The organism is Frateuria edaphi, from assembly GCF_021117405.1.
Classification (GTDB): Bacteria; Pseudomonadota; Gammaproteobacteria; order Xanthomonadales; family Rhodanobacteraceae; genus Frateuria_A; species Frateuria_A edaphi.
The window spans coordinates 3,483,259-3,509,663 of the sequence record NZ_CP088251.1 but is presented as its reverse complement, the minus strand read 5'-3'; the positions used below and the strand labels follow the sequence as shown (position 1 = coordinate 3,509,663).

Below are 26,405 nucleotides of genomic sequence, written 5' to 3'. Positions count from 1 at the left end.
GCCCGAAGGCTACCCGGCCGGGAGAAGACTCAGGCAAGGCTCAGGGCAGCGGGTCCAGCGGGTCGTTCTCGTCCAGCGGGCTGCCGAGTGGATCGGCGTCGGCGTCGCGGGCGGGGCTGGCGTGGCCCGGGTTGCGGATTTCCTCTTCCGGACGCTGCTTGCCCGGCTGCGCGATCGGCGGTTCGGGATGCTGGGGGTTGTTCGGCATGGCACTGGCTCCAGGAGGGGATGGAGGGACACCAGCGTTGCGCAACACCCGTCAAGCGCGCGCAAAAGGTGTGCTGCGCCACAGTTCGGGACACGCCGCTCAAGCACGCCCCGTGGCGGCCGATACCCCGAGCGAAGGTACCCGTCGTGCAAGCGACGGCCGGAAGGCAAGCGCCCCTTTATCCGCAGGAGGCCGGGTATGTCCGTGGCATACGACATCGTTGCGCAGAATGCGGCGCCCGCGCGGATCCTGCCCGCGGCCGCGCCGACGCTGCGAAGCCCCATGCCGCCGGCGCAGGCGCGCCTGCTCGACTCGGTGGCCGCCTTCACCCATCACCGCGACATCGACGCGCTCGACCACGGACTGGCGCTGTCGCTGGCCGAGCTGGCGCCGGCACGCGCGGTCGTCCTGTGCAAGCGCGCGGTCGACGGCCGGCACGTGGAAAGCCTGGTGCGTTGTGCCGCCGACGCGCAGGGCGTGTTCTCGCTGCGCGCCTGCGCGCCGGACGCCGACGATCCCGCGCTCGCCCCGGTCTGGCACTGCATGGACCAGCAGCAAAGCCATGCCGAGGCGAACGCCGAGGGCCATTGCCTATACGTGCCGATCCTGCACGAAGGACGCGCGCTGGGCGCGCTGCAGCTCGAATCGGATGCTCCGCTGGACGGCGCCCACGCACTGGCCGAAGGCTTCGCGCGGATCTACGCCAACTACATCACCCTGCTCAACGAGAGCGAACGCGACAAGCTGACCGGCCTGTACAACCGACGCACCTTCGAGCGCCACCTGCAGCGGCTGTTCCACTGCCCGGGCGCGGCCAGGGAAAAAGACGAACGCCGCGCCGGGCGCGCCGCGTCCGATGGCGTATGGCTGGCGATCTTCGACATCGACCATTTCAAGCGGATCAACGACACCTTCGGCCACATCTACGGCGACGAGGTGATCCTGCTGCTGGCGCAGCAGATGCGCGCCAGCTTCCGCCAGGGCGACGTGCTGTTCCGCTTCGGCGGCGAGGAATTCGTGATCCTGCTGGCCGGCCACGACGAGGCCGAGGCCCGCCGCGCGCTGGAGCGCTTCCGCGAGCGGGTCGCGAGCTACCTGTTCCCGCAGGTCGGCCACGTGACCGTCAGCGTCGGCTACGCGCTGGCCGCGATGGGCGACTACCCGGAGACGGTGATCGACCGCGCCGACAAGGCGCTGTACTTCGCCAAGGAGCACGGCCGCAACCGCACCCACGGCTACGAGGAACTGGTCCGCCAGGGTGCGCTGGTGGCCGAGTCGATGAGCACCGGCAGTATTGACCTGTTCTAAGCCGGCGGGCGGCGGACGTCCAGACGTCCGTATGGATTACCCCAACGGCGCCAGCATGGCCTCACGCGCGCTCGCGCTGCCGCTCCAGCGCCACATCAGCCACACCGCCACGGCGTCCACCAGCACCGCGAAGATGCTCGCTTCCGGACCGAACGCGCCGCCGCTGAGCCACTGCGGCCCACCGAGCATTTCCGGCAGCAGCCAGCCGGCCTGGCCGAAGCCGCTCACGTCGAAGCCGAGCAGCGCGCCCTGCGCCCAGTTCCATCCGAAATGGATGCCGATCGGCAGCGCCAGCGAGCCGGTGCGCAGGTAGGCCAGCCCCAGCAGGAGCGCGCCAAGCACCGTGTCGATCGAGGCCCAGGCCAGCGTCGGCCCCTCCATGCCGGGATTGCCCCAGTGCGCGAGCGCGAACAGCGCCGCCATCGCCAGCAGCCCGGGCCAGCGACCGATGCCGTCGACCAGTCGCTGGAACACGAAACCGCGGAAAAGCAGCTCCTCCAGCAGCGCGACCCATGTGAACGCCCACGCGCCCATCGCCAGCGCGCGGACGCTGCGGGCCGGATCGAGATGGAAGCGGACGCCGCCGGAAAGCGCGATCAGGCCCGCCACGGCCAGGATCAGCGCAGACCCGAGCGCCGCCCCGGCGAAAGCCCCGCGCGCCCAGGCAAGGTCCAGTCGCAGTCCGACCGCGGCCAGGGGCTGCCTGCGCAATCGCAAACAGGCCCAGGTCACCAGCAGCAGGAAGACCACCGGCAGGGGCGCGAGCCACGGCTTGTCCACGCCGAGCCGTTGCACCGCTTTCGACGCCAGGGTGTAGACCGGCTGGCTCGCCACGAACAAGGCGAGGAAGAGGAGGATCCACCACCCGTTGCGCAGTGATCCCTGCCGATCGCGGAAGAACTGTTTCATGTGCGCTCCTTGCCTGTGGACGAAGCGCAGCGTCAGGGCTTTGCCGCCCTCCCGTAAATAGCCCGTTCGGCCGGATGCCGTTCGTCACATGCCGGAACGCCCTCGGCTCCCTCGTGGTTCCCGCTCCGCGGATGACCGGTCAGGCGAGCTTGCGCAACCACTGAGCGAGGGCCTGGTCCTCCGCGGGCATCGGCGCCGCCTGCGACGGACGCCCGAGCATGGCGGCCAGCGCGGGCGGCACCGGGACCGCCTGGCCGAGCAGAGGCTCCAGCACGGCTTCGAACTTCGCCGGATGCGCGGTCGCGACCACCGCCCAGTGATGTGCGTCGCCTTGCGGCTCCTCCTCAAGCAGCGCCAGGGCCGTCGCCGTGTGCGGACAGACGATTTCGCCATGGTCGCGGGCGTGGCGCAGCAGGGTGGCGCGTATGGTGGCGTCGTCGACGCTGCGGGCAGAGAGTGCATGGCGCAGGGCGTGGTCGTCGTTGTCGAACGACCAGCGCAGCCGCTCGAAATTGCTGGGCGCGCCCACGTCCATGGCGTTGGCGAGGGTCGCGGCGGCATCGCGCGGCCGGTAATCGGCCCCGGCGAAGAACTCCGGCAGCGTGGGATTGGCGTTGCAGGCCAGCCGGATGTCGCCGATCGGCAGGCCCATGCGGCGCGCCCACAGGCATGCCAGGGCGTTGCCGAGGTTGCCGGTCGGAACGATGAAACCGAGCGGCGCGCGGTGGTTCCGGTGCCAGCGCAGGGCGGCGTGCGCGTAGTAGCTCATCTGCGGCAGCAGCCGGCCGAGGCTGATGCTGTTGGCGGAACTGAGCGGCACCTCGCGCCTGAGCGCGGGGTCGTTGAGGGCCGCCTTCACCATGCGCTGGCAGTCGTCGAAGCTGCCGGCCACGCGCAATGCGTGCACGTTGTCGCCGAAGCTCCCCAGCTGGTGCGCCTGGCGCGGCGAGACGCGGCCGTCGGGGTAGAGGATCGCCACGCGCACGCCGCTCGGCCCGGGGCCGGCCTGGTGGAACGCGGCGCCCACCGCGGCGCCGGTGTCGCCGGAGGTGGCGACCAGGATGGTGAGCGGCGGCGCATCCGCCGCGCGCAGCCGGCGCAGGCAGGCGGCGAGGAAGCGTGCGCCGAAGTCCTTGAAAGCGGCGGTCGGGCCGTGGAACAGCTCCAGCAGCGACGCGTCCGGGCGCGCGAGCGGGCGCAGCGGTGCATCGAAGGCGAACGCCTCGGCACAGATCGCGGGCAGGGCGTCGGCCAGCGGATCCCCGGCGAAGAACGGCGCGAGCAGGGTGCTTGCGGTGGCGGCCAGGTCGCCGAGCGAATCGAATGCGGCCAGGTCGATCGACGGCAGGCGTTCGGGCACGTACAGCCCGCCGTCCGGCGCCAGGCCGGCGGCGATCGCCTCGCTCAAGGTGGCCGCGGGCGCCCTCCCGCGCGTGCTCAGGTAGCGCAGCGCGCTCATGCGAGCAGCTGCGCGCCCGGGCCGTCGATGGGGCCGACCAGCACGTCGCTGTCCAGGCCGGCTTCGGCGAACGCGGCGCGCATCGCGTCGGCGGCGGCGGTCGCCCGGGGTGCGTCCTCGAACCAGCCGAACACGCTGGGGCCGGCGCCGGAGATGCTGGCGCCCAGCGCACCGTGGTCGAGCGCGGCCTGCTGCACGCGGGGGAAGTTGGGTACCAGCGGCGCGCGGCGCGGTTCGACCAGGACGTCCTTCAGGCCCTCGCGCACCAGTACCGCGTCGCCGCGCCAGCAGCCGGCGATCACCTGCGCGAGGTTGGCGCTTTGCGTGACGAAATCGGACAGCGCGTAACTTCCAGCCAGCGCCGCGCGCGCGCGGCGCGTTTCCAGCACGCAATGCGGATGCACCAACGCGCAATGCCAGGCCGCCGGCACCGGGATGCGCACCAGCCGCGTGGCGGTCGCGAGCACCAGGCCGCCGAGCAACTGCGGACCGACGTTGTCGCCGTGGCGCCCGCCGCTGGCCACCGCCTCGCCGTCCATCGCGAAGCCGTACAGCGCCTCGCGCGGGAGCGGCTCATCCAGCAACGCGTTCGCGGCGATGAGCGCAGCCACGCACGAGGCCGCCGAGCCGGCCATCCCGGAGCCCAGCGCGATGCCCTTGTGCAGGGTCAGCTCGAAGCCGTGCGAAAGAGCCCGTCCGGCGCGCAGCGCGAGCAACGCGGCGCCGGCGGTGTTGCGTTCGGCCTCCAGTGGCAGGTCGCGCACCATGCCCTCGATGGCGGCGATGCGCACCACCGGCTCGTCGATGCGCCTGACCTGCGCGCGGTCGCTGGCGCCAGCCAGCGTGTGGCCCAGGATGTCGAAGCCCACGCCGACGTTGCCCACGCAGGCGGGGGCGAAGGCGCTGGCGACCGATGGGGAAGGCTCAGTGGCCGGCATGGCGACGGCGATGGCGCGGCTGACCGTCGACCTTGGGCGGCACGGGCCCGGCCAGGTCGATCGCGTAAGTCGCCGTGCCGTCGCCGTTCTCGCGCAATTGGCGGATGCCCGTCGCACCATCGGCGGCGGCGATGGCCTGCTTGCCCGCAGCGGCGGTGAAGGTGACCGCGCCGCGCGTCTTCAGCGCCGCGAAGCGCCACGAGGCGCCGGGCAGCTGGGCGCGACCGAGCGTGCCGATGCGCTTGAGCCAGGCGGCGACGATCTCTCTCACGCCATCCTGCGAAGCGAGCACGGTGTTGCTGCCGTCGAGCCCGGGGAAGTTGCCGCCGCCGCTGGCGCGGTAGTTGTTGGTGGCGACGATGAACGGCTGCGCCGGCGTCACCGGCTTGCCCTGGTACCGGAGCTCCACGATGCGCTCGCCGACGGGCTTGCTCACGTCGATCACGTAGGCGAGGTCGCCCTGGATCTGGTCGAAGTTGAAGCCCGGCACGTGGGTGTTGATCAGCGCCTGCTCGCCGGTCCTGGCCGGGTCGATGCGGTTGAAGCGTGCGGCCGATTTCTCCAGCCACGCCTTCACGCCCGCACCATCGGTCTTCACCGCGGCGAGCGTGTTCGGATAGAAGTACAGGTCCGCCGCGCTGCGCAGGGTGAGCGGGCCGGGCGGCACGTCGGTGTAGTCGTCGGGACCGCCGAAACCGGTGCGGAAGGCGGCCGCCGCGGCGAGTACCGGCACGCCGGCCAGTTCGGGGTGCAGCTTGGGCAGTTCACGCTGCACGTAGTCGCGCTGGGCGGCGTTGACCACCGCCAGCGCGGTCATGTCGCCCTCGTCGGAAAAATAGCTCGACAGGCGCAGCTTCGCCTCACCGATCGGCGTGTTCACGTAGGCCACCGTGGCATTGTGCGCCTGCGCCACCAGCGGCGCGATCGTCGGGTCGACCGGCACGCACTGGTTCTTGCGCGGGCAGATCGGGCGCACCTCGCTGTGCGTGTCGTCGCGGTCGATGGTCCAGCGACCGTTCGTGCGCTCGAGCGCCAACTTGATCACGCCCAGGTCCTTGCCGAAGAAGCCGCCCATCACCGCCGGCTTGCCGCGCACGAAGCCGCGCCTGGCGTCGACGTCCTTCATGCCTTCGTAGCGCGGGCCCGGGAATTCGGTATGCGAGTGGCCCAGCAGCAGCACGTCGATGCCCGGCACGCCGGCCAGGTACCAGCCGCCGTTCTCCATGTCGCTGGTGTACGGCGCGGTGTTGAGCCCGCCGTGCAGGATCGCCACCACCAGGTCCGGGTGCTGCGCCTGGATCTGCGGCAGGTAGCGCCGCGCCGCCTCGACCACGCCGCTGACGGTGACCTTGCCTTGCAGGTTGCGTTGGTCCCACTTGAGGATCGGCGGCGGCGTGAAGCCGATGATCGCCACCTTGAGCGGCACCTGCAGGCGACTGCCGTCGGCGCTGTAGGCCTCGATGGTCTTTTTCACCATCGTCCACGGCTTGAAGATCGGCTGGCCGCTCTTCGCGTCGAACACGTTGGACAGCACCAGCGGGAAGTGCGGGCCCGAGCAATGCGCAGTGCGCTTGCCGTCGATCTCCATCGGGGTGCCGGTGACCTGCGAGAGGAACGGCAGGCCGTAGTTGAACTCGTGGTTGCCGGCGGTGCCGCCGTCGTAGCCGACCGCGTCCATTGCCTGGTAGATGGCCAATTCCTGCGCGCAGCCGAGCGGCGCGACCATTGCCTGGTAGTCGGCCAGCACGGTGCCCTGGATGGTGTCGCCGCTGTCGAACAGGAAGCTGTTGGGGAATTCGGCGCGTGCGCGGCGGATCAGCGTGGCGACGCGCTCGTAGCCAACCGTTGGGTCGTCCTTGGCCTTGAAGTAGTCCCAGCTCAGCACGTTCGCATGGACGTCGGTGGTTTCTAGGATCGCCACGTCGGCGCGGGTGCCATCGGGTGCCACGGCGGGCGCGATGGGGCTGGAGGCGCAACCGGCGAGCACGACGGCGGCGAGCAGGGGCAACAGCGGGCGGAGCGACATCGGGAAACGTCCGGCAGCAAACGGGCAGGGCCGGGAACGTAGCAGATCGACGGAGCGAAGGGCGGCGCTGCGCTGTCCTGTCCCGGCCTGCGGCGCTTGACAGGCCGCAAGGACGACTGTACTACTACACACAGTACAGACAGGACAGACGAAGATGCCCCGCAGCCAGGCCCTGATGCTCCAGATCGCCACCGGCGACGCGCGCCCGATCAGCAAGCAGATCGTCGACGGCGTGCGCATGAAGATCGCCACCGCGGAACTCAGCCCCGGGGACCAGCTGCCCAGCGTGCGCGGCCTGGCCCAGCAATTGACGATCAATCCCAACACCGTGGCCAAGGCCTACGCCGAGCTCACCAGTGAAGGATGGCTGGAGTCGCGCCAGGGACTGGGCCTGTTCGTCGCAAGGCCGCGCCAGCGGCTCTCCAACGGCGAGCGCGACCGACGCATGGACGAGGCGATCCAGGCCTTCGTGCACGAAGTGGCGGCGCTCGATTACCCGCCCGACCGCGCGCTGGCGCGGCTGGACCGCGCGCTCCAGGTGTTGTCCCGAAAAAGCGCCTGACCTGCCCGAGAACCCTTGAGCCATGACCGACCACGTCATCGAAACCCGCGCCCTGACCAAACAGTACGGCACCAAACTCGCGCTCGACGCGCTGGACCTGTCCATCGCTGCCGGCCGCATCCACGCGATCGTCGGCGCCAACGGCGCCGGCAAGTCGACGCTGTTCCGCATCCTGCTCGGCTTCCTGCCGCCGACCAGCGGCAGCGCGCGCATCCTCGGACGCGACAGCCAGCGGCTGACCCCCGAGGACCGCGGCCGCATCGGCTTCGTCAACGAGGAACACACGCTGCCCAACTGGATGCGCGTCTCGGCCGTGGCCGCCATGCAGCGCCACCAGTATCCGCGCTGGAACCAGCGCGCCTACGACGAGGTGATCGGGCACTACCACGTGCTGCCCGAGCAGAAGGTCGGGCAGCTCTCGCGCGGCGAGCGCGCCGGCTTCAACCTCGCGCTGACCCTCGCGCAGGCACCGGAACTGCTGGTGCTGGATGAACCCACGCTGGGCCTGGACGTGGTGGCCAAGCGCGCCTTCCTTGAATCGCTGATGTATTCCAGCGCGGCCGAGTCCTGCACGGTGATCTATTGCTCGCACCAGATGGAAGAGATCGAGCGCGTCGCCGAGAACCTGATCATCCTCGAGCGGGGACGCCTCGCGCACATGTCGGCGCCGGAGGAGTTCTGCGCGCGCGTCACGCATTGGGTCGCCGACATTCCGTTCGCCGGCCCGCCGCCGGCCAGCGTGCCGGGCCTGCTGCAGGTGCAGCGCATCGACGGCCTGCACCATTACCTGGTGCTCGACCAGGACGAGGCGTTCGCGCAATTCCTGCGCGGCGCCGGTGCGCGCACGGTGCAGAGCATGCCGGTGAGCCTGGACCGCGCGGTCAACGGCTTCCTGGCCAAGAACCACGCGATGCCGGCCGCGGCATGAGGAGGGCGACATGCGTGACCTGATCAAGGCCGAGCTGCTGCGCTTCCGCGGCTGGGCGCTCGGTGCGTTCGCGGTGCATCTGCTGGTGCTGCTGTTCTTCACCCGCCTGGTCGACCTGGCCCAGCAGCCGATCTTCGTCTACCGCGTATTCGGTGGTGTCGACGTGCTGGCCGGCGTGCTCCTGGGGCTTTACCAGATGGGCAGCTATCGCCGCCCGAACGTGTGGCTAAACCTGCTGCACCGCCCGCTCGCACCGGGGCGCATCGCCACCGCGCTGCTCGGCGCGGGGCTGGTGTGGCTGGCAGTCGCGGTGGCGCTGCCGGTGCTGCTGGCCGCCGCCTACCAGGCCGGGCTTACCGCGCGCGTGGTCGACCTGCGCCACTGGCTGCTTCCGCTGGCGGCATGGTCGCTGGCCGCCTGCGGCTACCTCGCCGGTGCCTGCTGCATGTTGGGCCGCCCGCGCAGCGCGGTCGCCGCGCTGGTGCTGCTGCTGGTGCCGGTCGCCAGCCAGGCCAGCGGTGCGTGGGCGTTGCTGATGCAGGTCTTCGCCCTGGCTTGGCTTGCCGCGATGGCGGTGGCGTCGTTCAAGCCGGATCTGTCGGCGCCGCCGCGAAGCCTGGGGGCGACCGTGCTGCTGGCCTTGCCGCTGCAAATGGCCGTCTATGTGGCGATCATCGTGGTGGTCCAGGTCGGCGCGCAGGTCATCTGGATGGTGCAGGGCACCCATCCGAACAACACCGACACGCCGCCGCGCGGCGGCCAGAACGAAACCGAGCGCATGACGCCGCAGCAGCGCATGCTCGCCGGGCTGGCGGCCAGTACCGCACCGGAAGCGCCGTTGTGGCGCGAACAGGTGGCGCTGTCGGACGTGGTGGCGATCGCGCCGGATCTCGACGAGGTGCCGGTTCGCGGTGCGCTCACCAATGCCGCGCCGGTCGACTTCGACGACCCGGCGCGCGGCGTGCGCTGGACCTTCAGCCACGACCGCATGCGCCTGTCCGGCTACCGCATCGCCGGCGGCCGTGCCGTCGGCACGCTCGGCGTGGGCGACGCCAACGCGGCGTTCCCCGCGCCAGCCGTGGCCACCCGTGGACTCCCCGGCCAGCCGAAGGAAGACCGCAGCCTGCTGGCCGGCAACATGCTCTACCACTACGTGAGCGAAACCGGCCGCGTGTTCCCGCGCATCCGGTTGCCGGACGGCGAGTGGCTGCTTGCCACCGCGCCGGTCGGCGAGAACCTGGTCGCCCTAAGCAACCGGGCGCTGTATTTCTTCGACGGCCGCGACGTGGTGGCGAGCGAAAACCTGCTCCGTCCGCGCCAGCGCATGCCCATTCCCGGCGGTCCCGGCGGCCTGCACAACCTGGAACTGATCGAGCTGGTCGACGGCTACCTGGTCTCCAACGCATACACCAACTACGACTACACGATGGCGGGCGCCGCGCCGTACCAGACCGTCACCTGGGTGCACGACGACGGCCGCGTCACGCTCGCGGCGCGGCGGCCGATCGCGTTCGACTACCCGGCATGGTTCCGCTACCAGTCGTGGTGGCCCTCGCCCGCGCTGTATGCGTTGCGCCAGGGCGTGACCGGCCTGTTCGCCGCGCCCGATCCGATGCAGGTCGCCAACCCGGAACCGAGGCCGCGGGCGATCCTGTGGCTGGCCGGCGCGTTGATGCTGGTGGCGTCGCTGGCCGCGCTGTGGCTGGTGCGCCTCCGCCCGCTGTCGTTGCTGGGGAAGGTCGCCTGGGTGGTCGCCTGCGGCGCGATCGGCCTGCCGGCGCTGGCCAGCCTGTGGCTGCTCTATCCGGCCCATGAGCCCGCGCCCCGCACGCGCCTGGAACCGGCCGCCGCGTAGCCCGCTTTCCCGCCGGCCCGGACCCGCGCCCTCTCCCCCGACTCGCATCAAGGAAGGGGGAAGGGTTGGGTGAAGGGTCGCTCCTGCCTCGCACCACCCACGAAGCGTCCGACGCCCGAGGAGACGCTCATGCGCTCGACCATCCAACTTCTGCGCCTCCTGTGCGTCCTGCCGTTCCTGCTGCCGGCGCTGCCCTGCCGCGCAGCGGACGACGCGCTCCATGCGGCCGTCGCGCGCGAACGCGCCCGTCCGGTCGCGCCGCACTACCCCCGCGCCACTTTCCTGGTGCGCAGCGCGACCCCGGCCGTGGCGCTGTCGCCCGACGGGCGGCAGGTCGCCTACCTGCGCGAGCAGGCCGGCCACCGCAGCCTGTGGGTGTTGCCGGCCGACGGCGGCGAACCCCGGCGCCTGCTGGGCGGCACCGACGCCAGGCAGATCGACTGGTCGCAGGACGGCCGCTGGCTGCTGCTCGCCTCGCCCACCCAGCTGTTCGCCGTGGCTGCCGCGGGGCAGGGCGGTTCGCGCCTGGTCGCGCCGCTGGGCGGACGCGAACAGCGCGAGCTGTTGCGCATCGACCCGCTGCAGCCGGCCGCGGTACTGCTGCGCGAGCGCGTACCGGCCTCGCTGGACGCACCCGAGCGCTGGCGCCTGGTGCGGGTGGACATGCAGGGGCATCGGACGCTGCTGCGGGAAGACGCGCGGCAACTGGTCGATGCCACGCTCGAGCGCAGCGGACGACTGGCCTTCGTCGAGCGCGTGGAAGGTGCGGCGCTGGTGTTCCACCGCGTCGATGCATCCGGGAGCCTGCACGAGGTCCTGCGCTGTACCGGGCTGCATCGTTGCGCGCCGCTGCCGCTGGTCGACACACGGGGCCGGCTGCTCCTGCGCAGCGACCTCGGCGACGGTTTCGACGGCCTGCGCCGGCTGGAGCCGGATGGAACGCTGACCACGCTGCACGATGACCCACGCGGCGAGGCCGATCTGGACACGCTCGCGCTCGACCCGGCCGACGGCACGCCGCGCATCGCCAGCTACCGCGGCACCGTGGCGGCCAGCCATGGACTCGACGCGGCGGCGCACGACGCATTGGCCACGCTCGAAGCACGCTATCCGGGGCGCAATCTGGAGGTCGCCATCGGCGCCACGCACTGGCTCGTCCAGGAGCAGGCCAGCACCTTGCACGGCGCGCGCTGGCACCTGTACGACGTGCGCACCGGCGGGCTGCGCGACATCCTCGCCTTTGCGCCGCTGGCCGATCGCGACGGCCGTCCCGCGCAGTGGCTGCCCGAGGCGGCGATGCCGCGCAAGCTGCCGCTCGCGTGGAACGCCTCCGACGGCATGCGCCTGCACGGCTTCGTGTGGCTGCCGCCAGGCGTCGACCCGGCACGCCTGCCGCTGGTGGTGCTGGTGCATGGCGGACCCTGGAACGCCTCGCGCCCGGACGAGTTCGGCGGTGGCTTCGTGCAGGCGCTGGTCAATCGCGGCTACGCGGTGTTCGAACCGAACTTCCGCGGTTCCACCGGTCTGGGCCGGCGCTATTCGATGGCGGCACAGGGCGACTTCGGCAACGGGCGGGTGCAGCAGGACATCGTCGAAGGCACGCGCTGGCTGCTCGGCCGGGGCATCGGCGATGCCGATCGCGTAGGCATCATCGGCGCGTCCTTCGGCGGTTACAGCACCTTGCTGGGCGTCACCTTCCAGCCGCAGCTGTTCAAGGTGGGCGTGGCGATGGTGCCGCCGCCGGACTTCGCCTGGGTCCTTGACTGGGTCGGGCGCACCACCGAGGCGCTGGCGCTGGCGCGTTACATCCCTCTCGATTCCTGGCTCGCCGCGCTTTCGCTCGACCCCCGCGACGCCGCCACGATGGCGCGCCTGCATGCGCAGGCGCCGCTGGCCCATGCGCGGGAGATGAACCGGCCGCTGCTGCTGTACGCCGGTGGCGAAGACCGCCGCGTGGCGATCCGCGGCGTGCTGGGTTACGCCGCGCGGCTGAAGCAACTTGGCAAGGACGTGAGCCTGCTGGTCGATGCCGATGCCGGACATTCCAACGCCGACCCGGTGGCGCGCGAGGCGCAGCTCTACCTGATCGTGCTGATGCTGCATCGCCATCTGGGCGGCGCCGCGCCCGAGCCGCTGGATCCGGTGCTGCGCGAGTATCTCGCGCGCAGCCTGCGCATCGCCGGCAGCGACCTGCAGGCGGCGGGGCTCGCGCCGTCGCGACCGTAGTCGCTGTGGTCCATCGGGACGGGATGCCGGACCGCGGCCGCGGGACTGCGGCACGGATTGCCGTGGGGGCGCCTCGCGGTCGTTGCGGCAGCGGCGCCGGTGTCAGTTCGGCCGGCCGCGTCGACCGTCGATCACGCGATCCGGCGTTCGCCGCCGATCCAGGTCTCGCGCACGTGCAGCGTGTCGTCCAGCACGGCGAAGTCGGCACGCTGGCCGGGCGCGATGCGGCCGTGGGTCTGTTCCAGTCCGAGCCACTCGGCCGGATAGGTGCTGGCCATGCGCGATGCCTCGGCCAGTGGCAGCCCGAGCAGGTTGACCGTGTTGCGCACGGCGCCGGCCATGTCCAGCGCGCTGCCGGCGAGCACGCCCGAGTCGTTCATGCAGATGCCGTCGCGCGCGACGATGGTCTGGCCATTGAGCACGTACTCCGCGCGCGCGCTGCCGACCGGCGGCATCGCGTCGGTGACCAGCACGCATTTGCCCGGCGGCTTGGCGTTGATGGCGATGCGCAGCGAGGCCGGGTGCACGTGGTGGCCGTCGACGATCAGCCCGCACCAGCTGGCCGGATCGTCCAGCGCCGCGCCGACCACGCCTGGCTCGCGGCTGGTGAGCGGGGTCATGGCGTTGTAGAGATGGGTAAAGCCGCACACGCCCGCATCCAGCGCGGCGCGCGTGGTGGCGTAGTCGGCGCCCGTGTGGCCGGCGACCACGCGCACGCCGGCCTCGGCCAGGCGCGCGATCACCGGCGGCGCCACCTGCTCGGGCGCGAGGGTCAGCATGACCACGCCGCGGCGCTGCGCGGTGAGCGCGAGCAGGTCATCGGTGTCGGGCGTGCGGAACAGCGAGGCATCGTGGATGCCTTTGCGCGCGGGGGCGAGGAAGGGACCTTCGAGGTGGATGCCGAGGATGCCGGGCACCGATTGCGCGATCGCCGCGTCCACGGCGTCCAGCGCCGCGCGCATCTTGGCGGCGGTGTCGGTGATCAGGGTAGGCAGCAGGCCGGTGGTGCCGAAGCGCCGGTGCGCCAGGGCGATGCCGCGCAGCGCCTCCACCGTGGGCGCGTCGTTGAACAACAGCCCGCCGCCCCCGTTGACCTGCACGTCGATGAAGCCGGGCAGCAGCAGCGCGCCGGCCAGGTCGTGGCGTTGCGCCTGCGCCACGCGCGGATCGTCGGGCGCGGCCAGCGCGAGCACGTGGCCTTCGCGCACGAGCACCACGACATCCTCGCGCAGGCCCTCGTCGGTCAGCACGCGACCGTGGACCAGGGCGAGTAGGGGCTGAAGCATCACAACGTCTCCGTGACTTTTCGCAGGTGCGGCGGAACATCCGGATCGTAGCCGCGCGCCAGTGAAAGCGCGCTGGCTGCGCGATAGAAACTCTGCACCGCGAGCAGCGGCGTGGTGATCGCCGGCACGCCGGCCGGCAGCGCCAACGCGTCGGGGCCGCTCGCGCCGGGCGCGGCCACCCAGACCCGCGCGCCACGCGCGCGGAACTCGGCAGCGACCGCGAGGGTGCCCTCCAGCGAGCCGTCTTCCTGGGCGAACACCAGCACGGGGAAGCCGGTGCCGACCAGCGCCATCGGTCCGTGCTTCACTTCCGCCGCACTGAAGGCCTCGGCGTGCAGGCCGCAGGTTTCCTTGAATTTCAGCGCGGCTTCGAGCGCGGCGCCGAAGCCGTAGCCCCGGCCGACCACGAACAGGTTGTGTACCTCGCGCAGGCCCTCCCCGAGCGCGCGCCAGTCCGCCTCCCAACCCTGGCGCAGGTCGCCGGGCAGCCGGTCGAGCGCGCCGTGCAGCGCCTCGTCGCCGCTCCAGCAGGCGGTCAGCTGCAGCACCGCCGAGAGGGTGGCCAGGTAGCTCTTGGTGGCCGCGACGCTGCGCTCGGGACCTGCGTGCAAGGGCACCACCGTGTCGGCCAACCGCGCGAGCGGGGAATCGGTGTCGTTGACCAGCGCCACCACTTGCGCGCCGGCCGCCCTGGCTGCCTGGGCACTGAGCAGCAGGTCCGGGCTCTTGCCCGATTGGGAGATCGCCAGGAACAGCGCACCGTCCAGTTGCAGCGGCGCGTCGTAAATCGAACTCACCGCCGGCGAGGCCGACGCGGTGACCACGCCCAGGCGTGTCTCGAACACGTACTTCGCGTAGGCGGCGGCATGGTCGGAGCTGCCGCGCGCACAGGTGACGATGCAGCGCGGCGGCTGCGTGCGCAGCCGCTCGCCGAGCTCGGTCAGCAGCCCGGCGTTGGCGGCGAGCTGGTGCGCGATCACGTCGGCGGCCGACTGCGCCTCCTGGTACATCAGGGTGTCATGGGGTGATTTCATGGGGATCCCGGGGAAATGCGCATGCGCGTTCCCTCTCCTTCCGGGAGAGGGCGCCCGAAGGGTGGGTGGGCGTTCGGAGAAAGTAGGGGTGTGCGGCGGCGAGGAGACCTCACGCCAGCCTCTGGGCGGGGAGGGCACGAGGCGGGAGGTCCTGCCCGAACGAAGCTTCAGCTTTTCCGCGGCGGTGCCGTCGACCCGCGCACCACCAGCTCCGGCACGAATCCCTCGTTCCCGGTATCCGGCGCCGATGCGCCCTGCTGCAGTTCGGCCATCAGGCGCAACGCCGCATGCCGCCCGATCTCGGCGGTCGACTGCCGCGCGGTGGTCAGCGCCGGCCAGGCCTGCTTGGAAAACGGGTTGTCCTCGAAGCCGGCGATCGACAGATCCCACGGCACGTCCAGCCCGGCCGACCGTGCCGCCGCCAGCACGCCAGCAGCGATCTCGTCGTTGCTGCCGAAGATCGCGGTCGGCGGCTCCTTCAGCGCCAGCAGCTTGCGCGCCCCGCGGAAGCCGTCGTCGAACGCGTAGCGTCCCGGCAGGATCAGCTTCTTGTTGAGCGCGATGCCGTAGTCCTTGAGTGCATCGGCATAGCCCTGGTAGCGCTCGGGGCTGGAACGATGATGCGGCTCGCCCCACAGGAAGCCGATCCGCGTGTGGCCAAGCTGGATCAGATGCTCGGTGATCGCATACGCCGCGTCGCGGTCGTCCACCCAGACGCAGGGCGAGCCGTCGGCCGGATCGGTGCGCGCCGCCAGGATGCGCACGAAGGCGATGTCGTGGGCCTTCAACGTGGCGATCAGCTGCGGCTGCTCGGACATCGGGGGCGCCAGCACCAGGCCGGCCAGGCGGGAGCGGCGCACCAATGCGCACAGCTCCTCGGCCAGTTGCGGCGAGGTCGAATCGCAGGGATGGATCTGCAGGCCGAAGCCGCGCTCGCGGCAGGCCGACAGCACGCCGTTCTGCATGCTGATGACGTAGTGCGCGTTCGGATTGTCGTAGACCAGTCCGATCGCATAGGAATGCGCCGCGCGCAGGCTGCGCGCGGAGAGGTTGGGACGGTAGCCCAGCGCCTCGATCGCCCGCTCGACCTTCTCGCGCGTGTCCTCGCGTACCGAGGCTTCGCGATTGATCACCCGCGATACGGTCTTCAGCGACACGCCGGCGCGCTTGGCGACGTCCTTGATGGTGGCGTGACGCAACGACGGGTTCTCCGCAGGGCTGGCGCGCCATCCTAGCCCACCGCCACGCCGGCGTGGCGGTGCCTTCACTGCGGGCGCGCGCCATCGCCATCACGCAGGCCCACGCGGTAACCACGCAAGCCGTAGAACAGGATGTAGAGGTAGCAGGGCACCATCAGCGCCGCGAACACCAACTGGAAGTCGTAGTGCGTCTTCAGGTGTGCGAACAGCTGCGGCACCACCGCGCCGCCGGCGATGCCCATGATCAGCAGCGCCGAGCCGGCCTCGGTGTGGCGGCCCAGCCGGTTGATCGCCAGCGGAAAGATCGCCGGCCACATCATCGCGTTGGCGAACCCCAGCGCCGCCACGAAGCCGACCGAGACATAGCCCCGGGTGAGATAGGCGCACACGCTGAACAGCACGCCCAGCACCGCCGACACCGCAAGGTAGCGTTGCTGCGAGATGATGCGCGGGATCAGCACCAGGCCGGCCACGTAGCCGAGCAACATGCCGCCCAGGGTGAAGGCGGTGAAGAACTTGGTCTGGTCCAGCGGCAGGTGGAACCCGGCGCCGTAGGTACCGATCGCGTCGCCCGCCATCACTTCCACGCCCACGTACACGAACAGGCACAGCACGCCCAGCCACAGGTGTGGAAAGCCCAGGATGCTGGTGTCGGCATCATCCGCCTGCTCGCTGTTGGCGCTGGCCGGGCGGATCTCCGGCAGCGACGATCGCACGATCCACATCGCCAGCAGCGCCAGCAGCACGGCCATGCCCAGGTAGGGCGCATGGATCTTCGCGGCGAACGCATCCAGCAGCGCTTCGCGCGCCTGCGGCGTGGCCGCCGCGTGGACCTGCGCGTCGATGTCGCCGATGCCGGCCAGCACCAGCGAGCCGATCAGGATCGGCGCGAGGATGCCGGCCACCTTGTTGCAGATGCCCATCACCGCGATGCGCTGTGCCGCGCTTTCGATCGGTCCCAGGATGCTGATGTAGGGATTGGACGCCGTCTGCAGCAGCGACAGGCCTGCGCCGATCACGAACAGGCCCACCAACGCGCCGGCGAAAATGCGCATGGTCGCGAACTGGCCGAACGCCATCGCGCCGACGGCCATCACGAACAGTCCCAGCGCCATGCCCTTCTTCATGCCGGTGCGCCGCAAGACCATCGACGCCGGAAGCGAGAACACGAAATAGGAAATGTAGAAGGCGAACGGCACGAGGAACGCGTAGACGTCTTCCACCTGGAAGGCGAGCTTGACGAAGGCGATCAACGGCCCATTGAGCCAGGTCACGAAGCCGAAGATGAAGAACAACAGCCCGATCACCAGCATCGGCCCCAGCGCCGAGGGCCTGGGTTGATCGGTCGCGAGCGTGGTGGACGACATGGACGGCTCCCGTCAGGCAAACGCATGGCGATGCGAGCGCCGTCAGCGGGCGCTCCCCCGGCCGGCTTTATGGCCTCGCTGGCCATCGTTGTCAATTTATGTCTGTCGCGAGCCTTTCCAGCGCGCCCATTTATGGCACCAACCAATGGCCTATCCGCCGTGTCGCTGACGCACTGCGCCATCGCGCTCAAAGCCGGAGCAAAGCGGCCAAAGTGAGCTGCATCGCGGCTTTGACGCGAGTTTTTCATATGTCGCGGCCATTAGTTCGTCGATCCATGTTGCGGCGCGTAAACCCACCTTCCAAAAATGCCGCCAAAACGCGTTGACAACGTTGTCATCGCTGTCCAGACTCCGCCCCCGCCGACGTCCAGCGACGCCGTGCCAGAGTGCAAAGGGAGGAGTCGTGGCCGAGGTCGCCAACTCGAGGAGTCCGCAGCGCCTGAGGCAGGAGTCCCTGCTGCTGGCGGCCGACGTCGGAGGGACGCATGCGCGCGTGGGCCTGCTCAGTCGCCAGCCCAACGGCGCCAGCCCGGTCACCGTGCTGCGCTACCAGCGCTACGCCTGCGCCGAGTGGCCCAGCCTCACCGCCGTGCTGCAGCACTTCGTCACCTACCTCGATGCGCCCGCGCCGATCGACCAGTGCGTGGTGGCGAGCGCCGGCTATGTGCTGGACGACGCGATCGTCAACGACAACCTTGCCTGGCCGGTGTCGATCCGCGACATCCGCGAAACCCTGGCGCTGGACCACCTGGCGGTCATCAACGATTTCGAGGCGGTTGCCTGGGCCACCCAGTTCCTCACCGACGCCGACACGCTGCCGGTGATCGAGACCAGCGCGCCGCCGCAGCGCGGGCCGGTGCTGGTGATGGGCCCGGGTACCGGCCTCGGCTCGGCGGTGCTGTTGCCGGGCCAGCCGCACGCGACCGTGCTCGCCACCGAAGCGGGACAGATCGCGCTGGCGCCCGGCAACGAGCGCGAGATCGAGATCCTGCGCCTGCTTGCGCGCGAGCGCGCGCACGTCGCCTTCGAGCACGCGTTGTCCGGCCCCGGCCTGCGCAACCTCTACCGCGCGATCGGCACGCTGCGCGGCACGCCCGCCGTGCTGGCCGAACCCGCCGCGATCACCCACGCGGCGCTGATGCGGAGCGACGCCGTGGCGGTCGAGGCGATGGAGGTGTTCTGCGGCCTGCTCGGCAGCTTCGTCGGCGACCTGGTGCTGCTCTACGGCGCGCGCGGCGGGGTGTTCCTCGCCGGCGGCATCCTGCCGCAGATCCGCCAGCTGCTGCTGGCCAGCCGCTTCCGCGAGCGTTTCTTCAACAAGGGCGTGATGCGCCCGTACCTGCAACAGGTTCCCGTACGACTGATGGAGCACGGCCAGCACGGCGTGATCGGCGCGGCCGGCCTGGCCCTGGCCGGCCACGTCGAACCGGGATGAGCTTCGAGACCGCATAACAAACGGGCGCAAGCCCTTGCAACCAACCAGCATCACCGCGACGCGCGTGCTGCTGATCCGACTGGAGGGGAGCACCATGTCACACCGCAAAACGCTGTTAGCCGCAAGCATCGTCGCCAGCCTTTGCCTGGCCGGCGCGCTGCACGCCCAGGACGCCACGCAGACCGGCGACAACGCCACAACCCCGCGCACCGACCGCGACAAGGTCAAGCAGCTGGGCACCGTCACGGTCACCGGCATCCGCAATGCCGAAACCGAATCGCTGGAAACCAAGAAGGCGTTCGACTCGCACGTCGAGGTCGTGACCGCCGAAGACATCGGCAAGCTGCCGGCGAAGAACGTTGCCGACACCCTGCAGCGCCTGCCCGGCGTGAACATCAGCTCCTCCAGCGCCAGCGAAGGCGGCTTCGACGAGAGCGACCGCGTGAGCCTGCGCGGCACCGCGCCCAGCCTGACCCAGACTCTGGTCAACGGCCACTCGATCGGCACCGGCGACTGGTTCGTGCTGAGCCAGGTGCAGACCGTCGGCCGCAGCGTCAGCTACAGCCTGCTGCCCTCGGAAATCGTCAACCAGGTGGTGGTCTACAAGAGTTCCGAGGCGCACCTGGTCGAGGGCGGCAGCGCCGGCTCGGTCGACATCATCACGCGCAAGCCGCTGGAATTCGCCAAGCCGATGACGGCCGAGGCGTCGATCGGCGGCGTGTATTCGGACCTGCCGGGCGATACCAAGCCCCAGTTCAGCGGCCTGTTCAACTGGAAGAACGACGGCGGCACCGCCGGCGTGATGGTGCAGGCCTTCTACGAGAAGCGCAGCCTGCAGCGCAACGGCCAGGAAGTGGTCGGCGGCTACCTGCCCACCACCATCGGCGGCAACACCGTCTACTACCCCAACGAAATCGGCGCGGTGCTGTTCACACAGCAGCGCGAGCGCAAGGGCGGCGTGATCGACATCGAGTTCAAGCCGACCGACAACCTCACGCTCGACCTCAACGGCTTCTACTCCAAGCTCAAGGCCGACAACTTCAACCGCAACTACATGATGTGGGCCAGCAGCGCGCTGGCCAACGGTGGCGTGCTGACCCCGGGTTCGATCGACAACAACGTGGTCACCAGCGGCTCGATCAGCGGCGGCACCGGCGCCTACGGCGTGTACGACCAGATCTCGCGCCCGGGCGCGCAGTCCGAATCGAAGTACCTGACCCTCGACGCCGACTGGCGCGTCACCGACCACCTCACGCTCAAAGGCCAGGTCGGCACCACCCGCGGCACCGGTTCCAGCCCGACCCAGGACGTGATGGAACTGGGCACCGCAGCCGGCGCAGGCGCCAGCTGGGACATGCGCGGCCTGGACAAGCCGATCAACTGGACGCTCGGCGGCGACAACAGCTCGACCTCGGGCATCCGCCCCGACATGGGCTGGATCTTCGGCGGCCAGGGCATCAAGGTGAAGGACAAGGAGGACTGGGCGCAGTTCGACGGCGAACTGGCCTTCGACGACGGCGCCATCAGCTCGTTGCAGTTCGGCGCGCGCTACGCCAAGCACACGCGGCAGAACCCGAGCGAGATCGCCCAGGGCCCGGACTTCGCCACCAACTGGACCGACCCGGCCGCCTATCCGACCAACGTGCAGCACTACCCGGGCGACTTCGGCAGCTCGCTGGGTGGCAGTTTCCCCGGCCCGATCTGGTACTGGACGCCCGGCCAGCTGGCGGCCATCGATGACGCCTTCGCCAACCGCGATCCGGTCTCGCGCTTCTACTTCAACGATGTCTACAAGGTGGAGGAGAAGGACTCGGCCGCCTACCTTCAGCTGAACTTCCAGTCGGGCATCGCCAGCGGCAACGTCGGCGTGCGCTACATCAAGACCAAGGAAAACATCGGCTACACCAGCACGGCGCCGGACGCCGAGGCCACTACGGTCACCGGCCCGATCACCGGCTCGGCCTTCGGCGACTACTACTGGAACACCTATCAGACCAGCTACGACAAGTTCCTGCCCAGCGCGAACCTCAAGTTCGCCCTCACCGACGACGTGCTGCTGCGCTTCGCCGCCTCGCAGACGATGACCCGGCCGGACTATTCCGCGCTGGCCGGCTACGTTTCCGCCGACGATCTGACCCACACCGGCAGCGGCGGCAATCCCAAGCTCAAGCCGCTGGTATCGAGCAACTTCGATGCCGCGCTGGAGTGGTACTTCTCGCCGCGTGGCCTGGTGTCGGCCGGCGTGTACGCGATGAACCTGAAGGACTACGTCAACTTCGGCAACGAGGTGCGCACCTTCAAGGACATGCAGGCCAGCCAGGCGGCCGGCCAGGACGTCTTCAACGACTACCTGATCAGCGTGCCGCACAACGTCGACGGCAAGGTGCGCGGCGTCGAGCTCAACTACATCCAGCCGATCGGCGACAACTTCGGCGTGCAGGCCAACTACACCTACGCCGACGCCCACGCCACCGGCGACGTGCCGCTGCAGGGCACCTCGAAGAACACCTACAACGTGTCGGGCTACTTCGAGAACCAGCGCTTCAACGCGCGCGTGAGCTACACCTACCGCTCGGAGTTCTACGCCGGCGTGAGTCGCACCGACACCTACTTCCAGCAGGGCATCGGCAACCTGGCCGCGTCGGTCGGCGTGCAGCTGACCGATTGGATGTCGCTGTCGCTGGACGCGATGAACCTCAACAATCCCAAGCTCAAGTACTACACGCAGAACGCCGCCTACGGGAAGCAGCCGTACGCGTTCTACGTCAACGGCCGGCAGTACTACCTCAACCTGCGCTTCAAGTTCTGACGCGCCGGAAACCCTCTCCCTCGGGAGAAGGTGGGCGGGGGCGGAGCGCGACGAGCGTTCCGCCCGCGTCCTGATCATTTGGAGTTTGGCAAACTCCCCGCCCGGGCCCGGCGGCTTGCCGGGTCCGCTTTTTGCCATGGAGCCCACGCATGCACCGCTTGCTACTCGGCCTGCTCCTGGGCCTGGCCGCCTCCTCCGCTTCCGCGGCAGCGGTCGAACCCTCGCTGATCCCGCGGCCCGCGCAGCTGCGCCTGGCCAACGGCCAATTCAGGCTGGCACCGGCCACGCCGTTGCGCATCCCCGCCCATGACGACGGTGCGCGCCATGCGGCCCAATTCCTGATGTCCCAATTGGTTCGCACGCACGGGCCCCGCCTTGCCCTGGCCGAAGGCGCGCCCATCGCGGGCGCCATCGCGCTGGTGCGCGATGTGCATGCCGGTCTGGCCGCCGGCGGTTACACGCTCGACGTCGGTGTCGATGGCATCCGCATCGTCGGCGCGGACGATGCGGGACTGCTGCATGGCACGGTCACCCTTTACCAGTTGCTGGACGAGGCTGGGCAGGACGCAGTCCCCGCGCTGCACATCGCCGACGCGCCGCGCTTCGCCTGGCGCGGACTGATGCTCGACTCGGTCCGGCACATGCAGACCCCAGACGAGATCCGCGCACTGATCGACCAGATGGCGCTGCACAAACTGGACGTGCTGCATTGGCACCTGACCGACGACCAGGGCTGGCGCATCGAGATCAAGCGCTGGCCCGAGCTCACGCGCGTCGGCGCGTGGCGCACGCCGCCGGCCGCGGGCGAGGACGGTGAGCCGGCGCGCTACGGCGGTTACTACACCCAGGAGACCATCCGCGCGCTGGTCGCCTACGCCGCCGCGCGCGGCATCACCATCGTGCCGGAGCTGGACCTGCCCGGGCACGCCACCGCGGCGGTCGCCTCCTATCCGCAGTTCGGCGTAACCGGCAAGCGCATCGCGGTGTCGCCGGACTGGGGCGTCAACACCACGCTGTACAACGTCGACGAGCCCACGCTCCATTTCCTGGAGAGCGTGCTCGACGAAGTGATGACGCTGTTTCCCTCGCGCTGGATCCACCTGGGCGGCGACGAGGCGGTGAAGGACCAGTGGCAGGCCTCGCCCGCGGTGCAGGCGCGCATGAAGGCGCTGGGCCTTAAGACCGAGGACGAGCTGCAGAGCTGGATGATGGCCCGCCTGGGCGACTACCTGAAGCGGCACGGGCGCCGCATGATCGGCTGGGACGAGATCCTGCAGGGCGGTGTGCCGGGCGACGCGATGGTGATGTCCTGGCGCGGCACCGAAGGCGCGGTCGATGCGGCGAAGCTGGGCCACGACGTCGTGCTCTCGCCCTCGCCGGACCTCTACTTCGACCAGCTCCAGAGCAGCAGCGACGACGAGGCCACCGGACGCATCCCGCCCAAGAGCCTGGCCGACATCTACGCGTTCGAACCGGTGCCGGCCGCGCTCGATGCGGCGCAGGCGCGGCACATACTGGGCGCGCAGGCCAATGTCTGGACCGAGCACATGCCGGACATGCGGCATGTCCAGTACATGGTGTTCCCGCGGCTGGATGCGCTATCCGAAGTGCTGTGGACGCCGCCGGCGCGCCATGACTGGGAGGGCTTCCTCGCGCGCCTGCCAGCACAGCTCGAGCGCTACCGCCGAGCGGGTATCACCTGGGCCGACAGCGCCTTCGCGCCTTCCATGGCGATCGACGAAACGGCCGCGCGCGCCCATGGCAGGACGACGCTCACGCTGGCCAACCAGTCCGGCTTCGGCACTATGCGCTACACGCTGGACGGCAGCGCGCCCAATCCGGATTCACCGGCCTACGCAAAGCCGCTGGCGGTGACGCTGCCGCTGACCGTGCGCGCCACCACGTTTGCGCCGGATGGCAGCATCCTGGCGCGGCGCGTGCGCAGCTTCGACGCGGCGGACCTGTATGCGCGCGACGGCAACACGCTGGTCAACTGCCCGGGCAATCCGTTCCGCCTGCGTGTGCAGCCGTTGCCCGATGCCACGTCGCGGCGGCCGGTCTACACGATCAATCTGTTCAACGCATGCCAGGTGTGGCCCGCCGCGCCGCTGGATGGCGCGCAGGCGCTGCACGTGGAACTGGCCCGGCTGCCCAACAACTATGCGCTCGCGCATGAAGCCACGCTGGTAGTGCAGCGGCCCAGGACTACCGCGTTCGGTGAGCTGGTGATCCGTCGCGACAGCTGCGAGGGCGACATCCTGGCGACCCTGCCGCTGCCCGACCCGACCGCCGCGCCGCGCCGCTTCGCGCTCGACGCGCACTTCGAGCGTCAGCGGGGAGCGCACGACCTGTGCATGGCCTTCACCGCGCCCGGCGACGGGCCGTTGTACGCGGTTGGACGGCTATCGCTGGACGCCCCGCGCTGACGGTGCACGCGATGGCGATGACGATGGACCAGCCGGCGCCCTCGACGGGGCAGCATGTTGCCCGCCGCCTGGCCTCGGTGGATGCCCTGCGCGGCTGCACCGTGGCGGCGATGCTGCTGGTCAACGATCCGGGCGACTGGGGGCACGTCTACTGGCCGCTGGAGCACGCCGCGTGGCACGGCTGCACGCCGACCGATCTGGTGTTCCCGTTCTTCCTGTTCGTGATGGGCGTGTCCGTGGCGCTGGCGATTCTTCCGCGGCTGGAGCAGGGCGTGGCGTCCGACCGGCTGCTCAATGCGGCGCTGTGGCGGGCGCTGCGCATCCTCGCGCTGGGGCTGGCGATCAACGCGCTGGCGGCGTGGTGGCTGCCGGGGCGCGAGATGCGCTGGCCGGGCGTGCTGCAGCGGATCGGCGTGTGCTTCGCGGTGGTCGCCGCGTTCGCCATCTACACGCCGCGACGCGCCTGGTGGCTTGCCATCGCGACGCTGCTGGCCGGCTACACCGTGCTGCTGCTGGCGGGCGGCACGCTGGACGAATGGAACAACATCGTCGACCGCATCGATGGCGCGGTCTTCGGGCAGTACGTGTGGGATCACAACCCCGCCACCGGGCAGGTGCACGATCCGGAAGGCCTGCCCGCCACGCTGCCGGCGATCGCCAGCAGCCTGCTTGGCCTGTGCGCGGGCGCGTGGCTGCGCGCGCGGCAACCGGGGCGGCTGCTCGCCGCGGGCCTCGTGGCGCTGGCGTTCGGTGCGGGCTGGTCGTCGTGGATGCCGCTCAACAAGAACCTGTGGACGCCCTCGTTCGTGTTGTGGACCGGCGGCTTGGCCATGCTGGCGTTGCTGGCGTTCCACTGGCTGGTCGACCTGCGTGGCTGGCCCGCGCTGGGCCGCCGCTTCGGCATGAATGCGATCGCCGCCTATGCCGGCTCCGAACTGCTGCAGATCGCGCTACCCGCGCTGGGCTGGCAGGAGCCGCTGTACCGGCATCTGTTCGCCGGCTGGATCGCGCCGCTGGCCGGTCCGTGGATCGCATCGCTCACCTGGGCGATCGCCTTCGTGGCGTTGTGGTGGGCGATCGCGTGGGCGATGGACCGGCGCCGGCTCTACCTCAAGCTGTGAGCGATCGCGTAGGGTGGTCTCCAACCCTCCTTGGCGCATCGGAGCCGGGGGACTGAAACCTATCCCGCGGTCGCATGCCATGAGCGAACGTCCCCTCATTCCGCGCCCCCTGGTCATCGCGCACCGCGGCGCCAGCGCGCATCTGCCCGAGCACACCCTGGCCGCCTACGCGCGCGCCATCGGCGACGGCGCCGACCTGATCGAGCCGGACCTGGTGATGACGCGCGACGGCGTGCTGGTGGCCCGTCACGAGAACGAGATCGGCGCGACCACCGACGTGGCCGCGCACCCGCGCTTCGCCGCCAGACGCACGCGCAAGGTCGTCGACGGCGTCGCGGTCGAGGGCTGGTTTACCGAAGACTTCACCCTGGCCGAACTCAAGACCTTGCGCACCCGCGAGCGTCTGCCCGACCTGCGCGGCACCGCCCACGACGGGCAATACCCGATCGCCACGCTGGAGGAAGTCATCGAACTGCTGGCGATCGAGGGTGCGCGGCAGGGGCGGGTGGTCGGACTGATCCCGGAGATCAAGCACGGCACCTGGTTCCAGCGCCGGGGCCTGCCGATGGAGCAGCGTCTGCTCGACACGCTCGGGGCGCATGCCTGCACGCGCAGCGTGCCGGTGGTGATCCAGTCCTTCGAGCTCGCCAACCTGCGCGCGTTGCGCCGCTGCCTGGGCGACTTGCCCAACGTGCGCCTGCTGCAGCTCATCGACGAGCCGCAGACGCAACCGTGGGATGTCGCGGTCGCAGGTGGCCACCTGCGCTACGCCGACCTGCTCACGCCCGACGGCCTGCGCGAGGTAGCGACCTGGGCCGATGCGATCGGCCCGAACGCGCGCGCAATCCTGCCGCTGGACGACGAGGGCCGCCTCGGTGCGCCGACGTCACTGGTGCACGATGCCCATGCAGCGGGACTCCAAGTGCACGCGTGGACCTTCCGTCCGGAAAACGTGTTCCTGCCGCGCACGCTGTGGCGCGGCGAAGACCCGGGTGCGCGCAATGCCGCGGGGTCGATCGAGGAGATCCGCGCGCACCTGGAGGCCGGCGTCGATGCGTTCTTTACCGATGACCCCGCACTGGGTCGGTCCGCGGTGCGTTAATAACGCCTTTACAACAAATGTTGAATTTTTGCTGTGGGCACCTTAAGGTTCAGTCAAACGAGCCCCGCTTCCCCACAAAGCCTGTCTCGCCAGCACCGATCCCCCTATGCGGTTGCTGGCTTCCCTCAGGCACTCCTTGTGAACCGTTTTCGGACGCGGATGGACGATCGTGCTCGTTGCCACGAGGCATAACGATGGCCTCAGTCC

The 26,405-nt window shown here is 70.1% G+C and carries 18 protein-coding genes and 1 pseudogene; 10 read left to right on the top strand and 9 right to left on the bottom strand.

The window, feature by feature from the left end; translation table 11 throughout:
- Nucleotides 1-40: 40 nt before the first annotated feature.
- Nucleotides 41-208 carry a hypothetical protein gene (locus LQ772_RS16200; RefSeq protein ID WP_231322353.1) on the bottom strand — a complete coding sequence of 56 codons (168 nt, stop codon included), beginning with the start codon at nt 206-208 and terminating at the stop codon, nt 41-43.
- Nucleotides 209-406: 198 nt separating this feature from the next.
- On the opposite strand from LQ772_RS16200, the gene LQ772_RS16195 reads away from it, so the two are divergent.
- Nucleotides 407-1,516 carry a GGDEF domain-containing protein gene (locus tag LQ772_RS16195; protein ID WP_231322350.1) on the top strand — a complete coding sequence of 370 codons (1,110 nt, stop codon included), beginning with the start codon at nt 407-409 and terminating at the stop codon, nt 1,514-1,516.
- Between the two features lie 36 nt (nt 1,517-1,552).
- Here the strand turns inward: LQ772_RS16195 and LQ772_RS16190 are convergent, their stop codons facing one another.
- From LQ772_RS16190 to LQ772_RS16175, 4 genes and pseudogenes are all read right to left on the bottom strand, one after another.
- Complete coding sequence (locus LQ772_RS16190) at nt 1,553-2,425, bottom strand: CPBP family intramembrane glutamic endopeptidase (protein WP_231322348.1); 873 nt, start codon at nt 2,423-2,425, stop codon at nt 1,553-1,555.
- 139 nt (nt 2,426-2,564) lie between these two features.
- A complete protein-coding gene (gene thrC / locus LQ772_RS16185) occupies nt 2,565-3,875 on the bottom strand; it encodes a threonine synthase (protein WP_425600857.1) in 1,311 nt (436 codons plus the stop codon).
- Nucleotides 3,876-3,880: 5 nt separating this feature from the next.
- Nucleotides 3,881-4,822, bottom strand: coding sequence for a homoserine kinase (locus LQ772_RS16180; protein ID WP_231322343.1), 942 nt, complete (start codon nt 4,820-4,822; stop codon nt 3,881-3,883).
- Nucleotides 4,823-4,871: 49 nt separating this feature from the next.
- Nucleotides 4,872-6,848 (bottom strand): annotated as a pseudogene (locus tag LQ772_RS16175) (bifunctional 2',3'-cyclic-nucleotide 2'-phosphodiesterase/3'-nucleotidase); the annotation flags it as partial.
- Between the two features lie 154 nt (nt 6,849-7,002).
- Here LQ772_RS16175 and LQ772_RS16170 point away from each other — a divergent pair.
- The 4 genes from LQ772_RS16170 to LQ772_RS16155 all read left to right on the top strand — a co-directional run bounded on the left by LQ772_RS16170 (nt 7,003) and on the right by LQ772_RS16155 (nt 12,419).
- Nucleotides 7,003-7,410, top strand: a complete 408-nt coding sequence (locus tag LQ772_RS16170; protein ID WP_231322339.1) for a GntR family transcriptional regulator — start codon at nt 7,003-7,005, stop codon at nt 7,408-7,410.
- A 22-nt stretch (nt 7,411-7,432) separates the two neighbouring features.
- Nucleotides 7,433-8,338, top strand: a complete 906-nt coding sequence (locus LQ772_RS16165; RefSeq protein WP_231322337.1) for an ABC transporter ATP-binding protein — start codon at nt 7,433-7,435, stop codon at nt 8,336-8,338.
- Between the two features lie 10 nt (nt 8,339-8,348).
- A complete protein-coding gene (locus tag LQ772_RS16160; RefSeq protein WP_231322335.1) occupies nt 8,349-10,193 on the top strand; it encodes a hypothetical protein in 1,845 nt (614 codons plus the stop codon).
- A 129-nt stretch (nt 10,194-10,322) separates the two neighbouring features.
- Nucleotides 10,323-12,419: a S9 family peptidase gene (locus tag LQ772_RS16155; protein WP_231322334.1), complete on the top strand. Its 2,097-nt coding sequence runs from the start codon at nt 10,323-10,325 to the stop codon at nt 12,417-12,419.
- Nucleotides 12,420-12,550: 131 nt separating this feature from the next.
- Here the strand turns inward: LQ772_RS16155 and nagA are convergent, their stop codons facing one another.
- From nagA to LQ772_RS16135, 4 genes are all read right to left on the bottom strand, one after another.
- Nucleotides 12,551-13,705, bottom strand: coding sequence for an N-acetylglucosamine-6-phosphate deacetylase (gene nagA, locus LQ772_RS16150; protein ID WP_231322332.1), 1,155 nt, complete (start codon nt 13,703-13,705; stop codon nt 12,551-12,553).
- Nucleotides 13,705-14,745, bottom strand: a complete 1,041-nt coding sequence (locus tag LQ772_RS16145; RefSeq protein ID WP_425600856.1) for an SIS domain-containing protein — start codon at nt 14,743-14,745, stop codon at nt 13,705-13,707. The genes nagA and LQ772_RS16145 overlap by 1 nt, the downstream gene beginning before the upstream one ends.
- Before the next feature lie 161 nt (nt 14,746-14,906).
- Nucleotides 14,907-15,938 carry a LacI family DNA-binding transcriptional regulator gene (locus tag LQ772_RS16140; RefSeq protein ID WP_231322328.1) on the bottom strand — a complete coding sequence of 344 codons (1,032 nt, stop codon included), beginning with the start codon at nt 15,936-15,938 and terminating at the stop codon, nt 14,907-14,909.
- A 65-nt stretch (nt 15,939-16,003) separates the two neighbouring features.
- Nucleotides 16,004-17,305: a sugar MFS transporter gene (locus tag LQ772_RS16135; protein WP_231322326.1), complete on the bottom strand. Its 1,302-nt coding sequence runs from the start codon at nt 17,303-17,305 to the stop codon at nt 16,004-16,006.
- 403 nt (nt 17,306-17,708) lie between these two features.
- Here LQ772_RS16135 and glk point away from each other — a divergent pair, with 403 nt between their 5' ends.
- The 5 genes from glk to LQ772_RS16110 all read left to right on the top strand — a co-directional run bounded on the left by glk (nt 17,709) and on the right by LQ772_RS16110 (nt 26,198).
- Complete coding sequence (gene glk / locus LQ772_RS16130; RefSeq protein WP_231322323.1) at nt 17,709-18,740, top strand: glucokinase; 1,032 nt, start codon at nt 17,709-17,711, stop codon at nt 18,738-18,740.
- A 94-nt stretch (nt 18,741-18,834) separates the two neighbouring features.
- Nucleotides 18,835-21,549 (top strand): TonB-dependent receptor, encoded by a 2,715-nt coding sequence (locus LQ772_RS16125; RefSeq protein WP_231322321.1) that lies wholly within the window; start codon nt 18,835-18,837, stop codon nt 21,547-21,549.
- Nucleotides 21,550-21,698: 149 nt separating this feature from the next.
- Complete coding sequence (locus LQ772_RS16120) at nt 21,699-23,975, top strand: beta-N-acetylhexosaminidase (RefSeq protein WP_231322301.1); 2,277 nt, start codon at nt 21,699-21,701, stop codon at nt 23,973-23,975.
- 11 nt (nt 23,976-23,986) lie between these two features.
- Entirely contained in the window at nt 23,987-25,096 is a 1,110-nt protein-coding gene (locus LQ772_RS16115) for an acyltransferase family protein (protein ID WP_231322298.1), read from the top strand.
- Nucleotides 25,097-25,175: 79 nt separating this feature from the next.
- Nucleotides 25,176-26,198 (top strand): glycerophosphodiester phosphodiesterase, encoded by a 1,023-nt coding sequence (locus LQ772_RS16110; protein WP_231322295.1) that lies wholly within the window; start codon nt 25,176-25,178, stop codon nt 26,196-26,198.
- Nucleotides 26,199-26,405 lie beyond the last annotated feature (207 nt).

Coding starts and splice junctions, on each gene's coding strand:
- LQ772_RS16135 (WP_231322326.1), bottom strand. CDS start 17,305: ATGTCGTCCACCACGCTCGCGACCGATCAACCCAGGCCCTCGGCGCTG.
- LQ772_RS16160 (WP_231322335.1), top strand. CDS start 8,349: ATGCGTGACCTGATCAAGGCCGAGCTGCTGCGCTTCCGCGGCTGGGCG.
- LQ772_RS16125 (WP_231322321.1), top strand. CDS start 18,835: ATGTCACACCGCAAAACGCTGTTAGCCGCAAGCATCGTCGCCAGCCTT.
- LQ772_RS16165 (WP_231322337.1), top strand. CDS start 7,433: ATGACCGACCACGTCATCGAAACCCGCGCCCTGACCAAACAGTACGGC.
- LQ772_RS16110 (WP_231322295.1), top strand. CDS start 25,176: ATGAGCGAACGTCCCCTCATTCCGCGCCCCCTGGTCATCGCGCACCGC.
- LQ772_RS16170 (WP_231322339.1), top strand. CDS start 7,003: ATGCCCCGCAGCCAGGCCCTGATGCTCCAGATCGCCACCGGCGACGCG.
- LQ772_RS16180 (WP_231322343.1), bottom strand. CDS start 4,822: ATGCCGGCCACTGAGCCTTCCCCATCGGTCGCCAGCGCCTTCGCCCCC.
- nagA (WP_231322332.1), bottom strand. CDS start 13,705: ATGCTTCAGCCCCTACTCGCCCTGGTCCACGGTCGCGTGCTGACCGAC.
- LQ772_RS16120 (WP_231322301.1), top strand. CDS start 21,699: ATGCACCGCTTGCTACTCGGCCTGCTCCTGGGCCTGGCCGCCTCCTCC.
- LQ772_RS16190 (WP_231322348.1), bottom strand. CDS start 2,425: ATGAAACAGTTCTTCCGCGATCGGCAGGGATCACTGCGCAACGGGTGG.
- LQ772_RS16195 (WP_231322350.1), top strand. CDS start 407: ATGTCCGTGGCATACGACATCGTTGCGCAGAATGCGGCGCCCGCGCGG.
- LQ772_RS16115 (WP_231322298.1), top strand. CDS start 23,987: ATGGCGATGACGATGGACCAGCCGGCGCCCTCGACGGGGCAGCATGTT.
- LQ772_RS16155 (WP_231322334.1), top strand. CDS start 10,323: ATGCGCTCGACCATCCAACTTCTGCGCCTCCTGTGCGTCCTGCCGTTC.
- LQ772_RS16200 (WP_231322353.1), bottom strand. CDS start 208: ATGCCGAACAACCCCCAGCATCCCGAACCGCCGATCGCGCAGCCGGGC.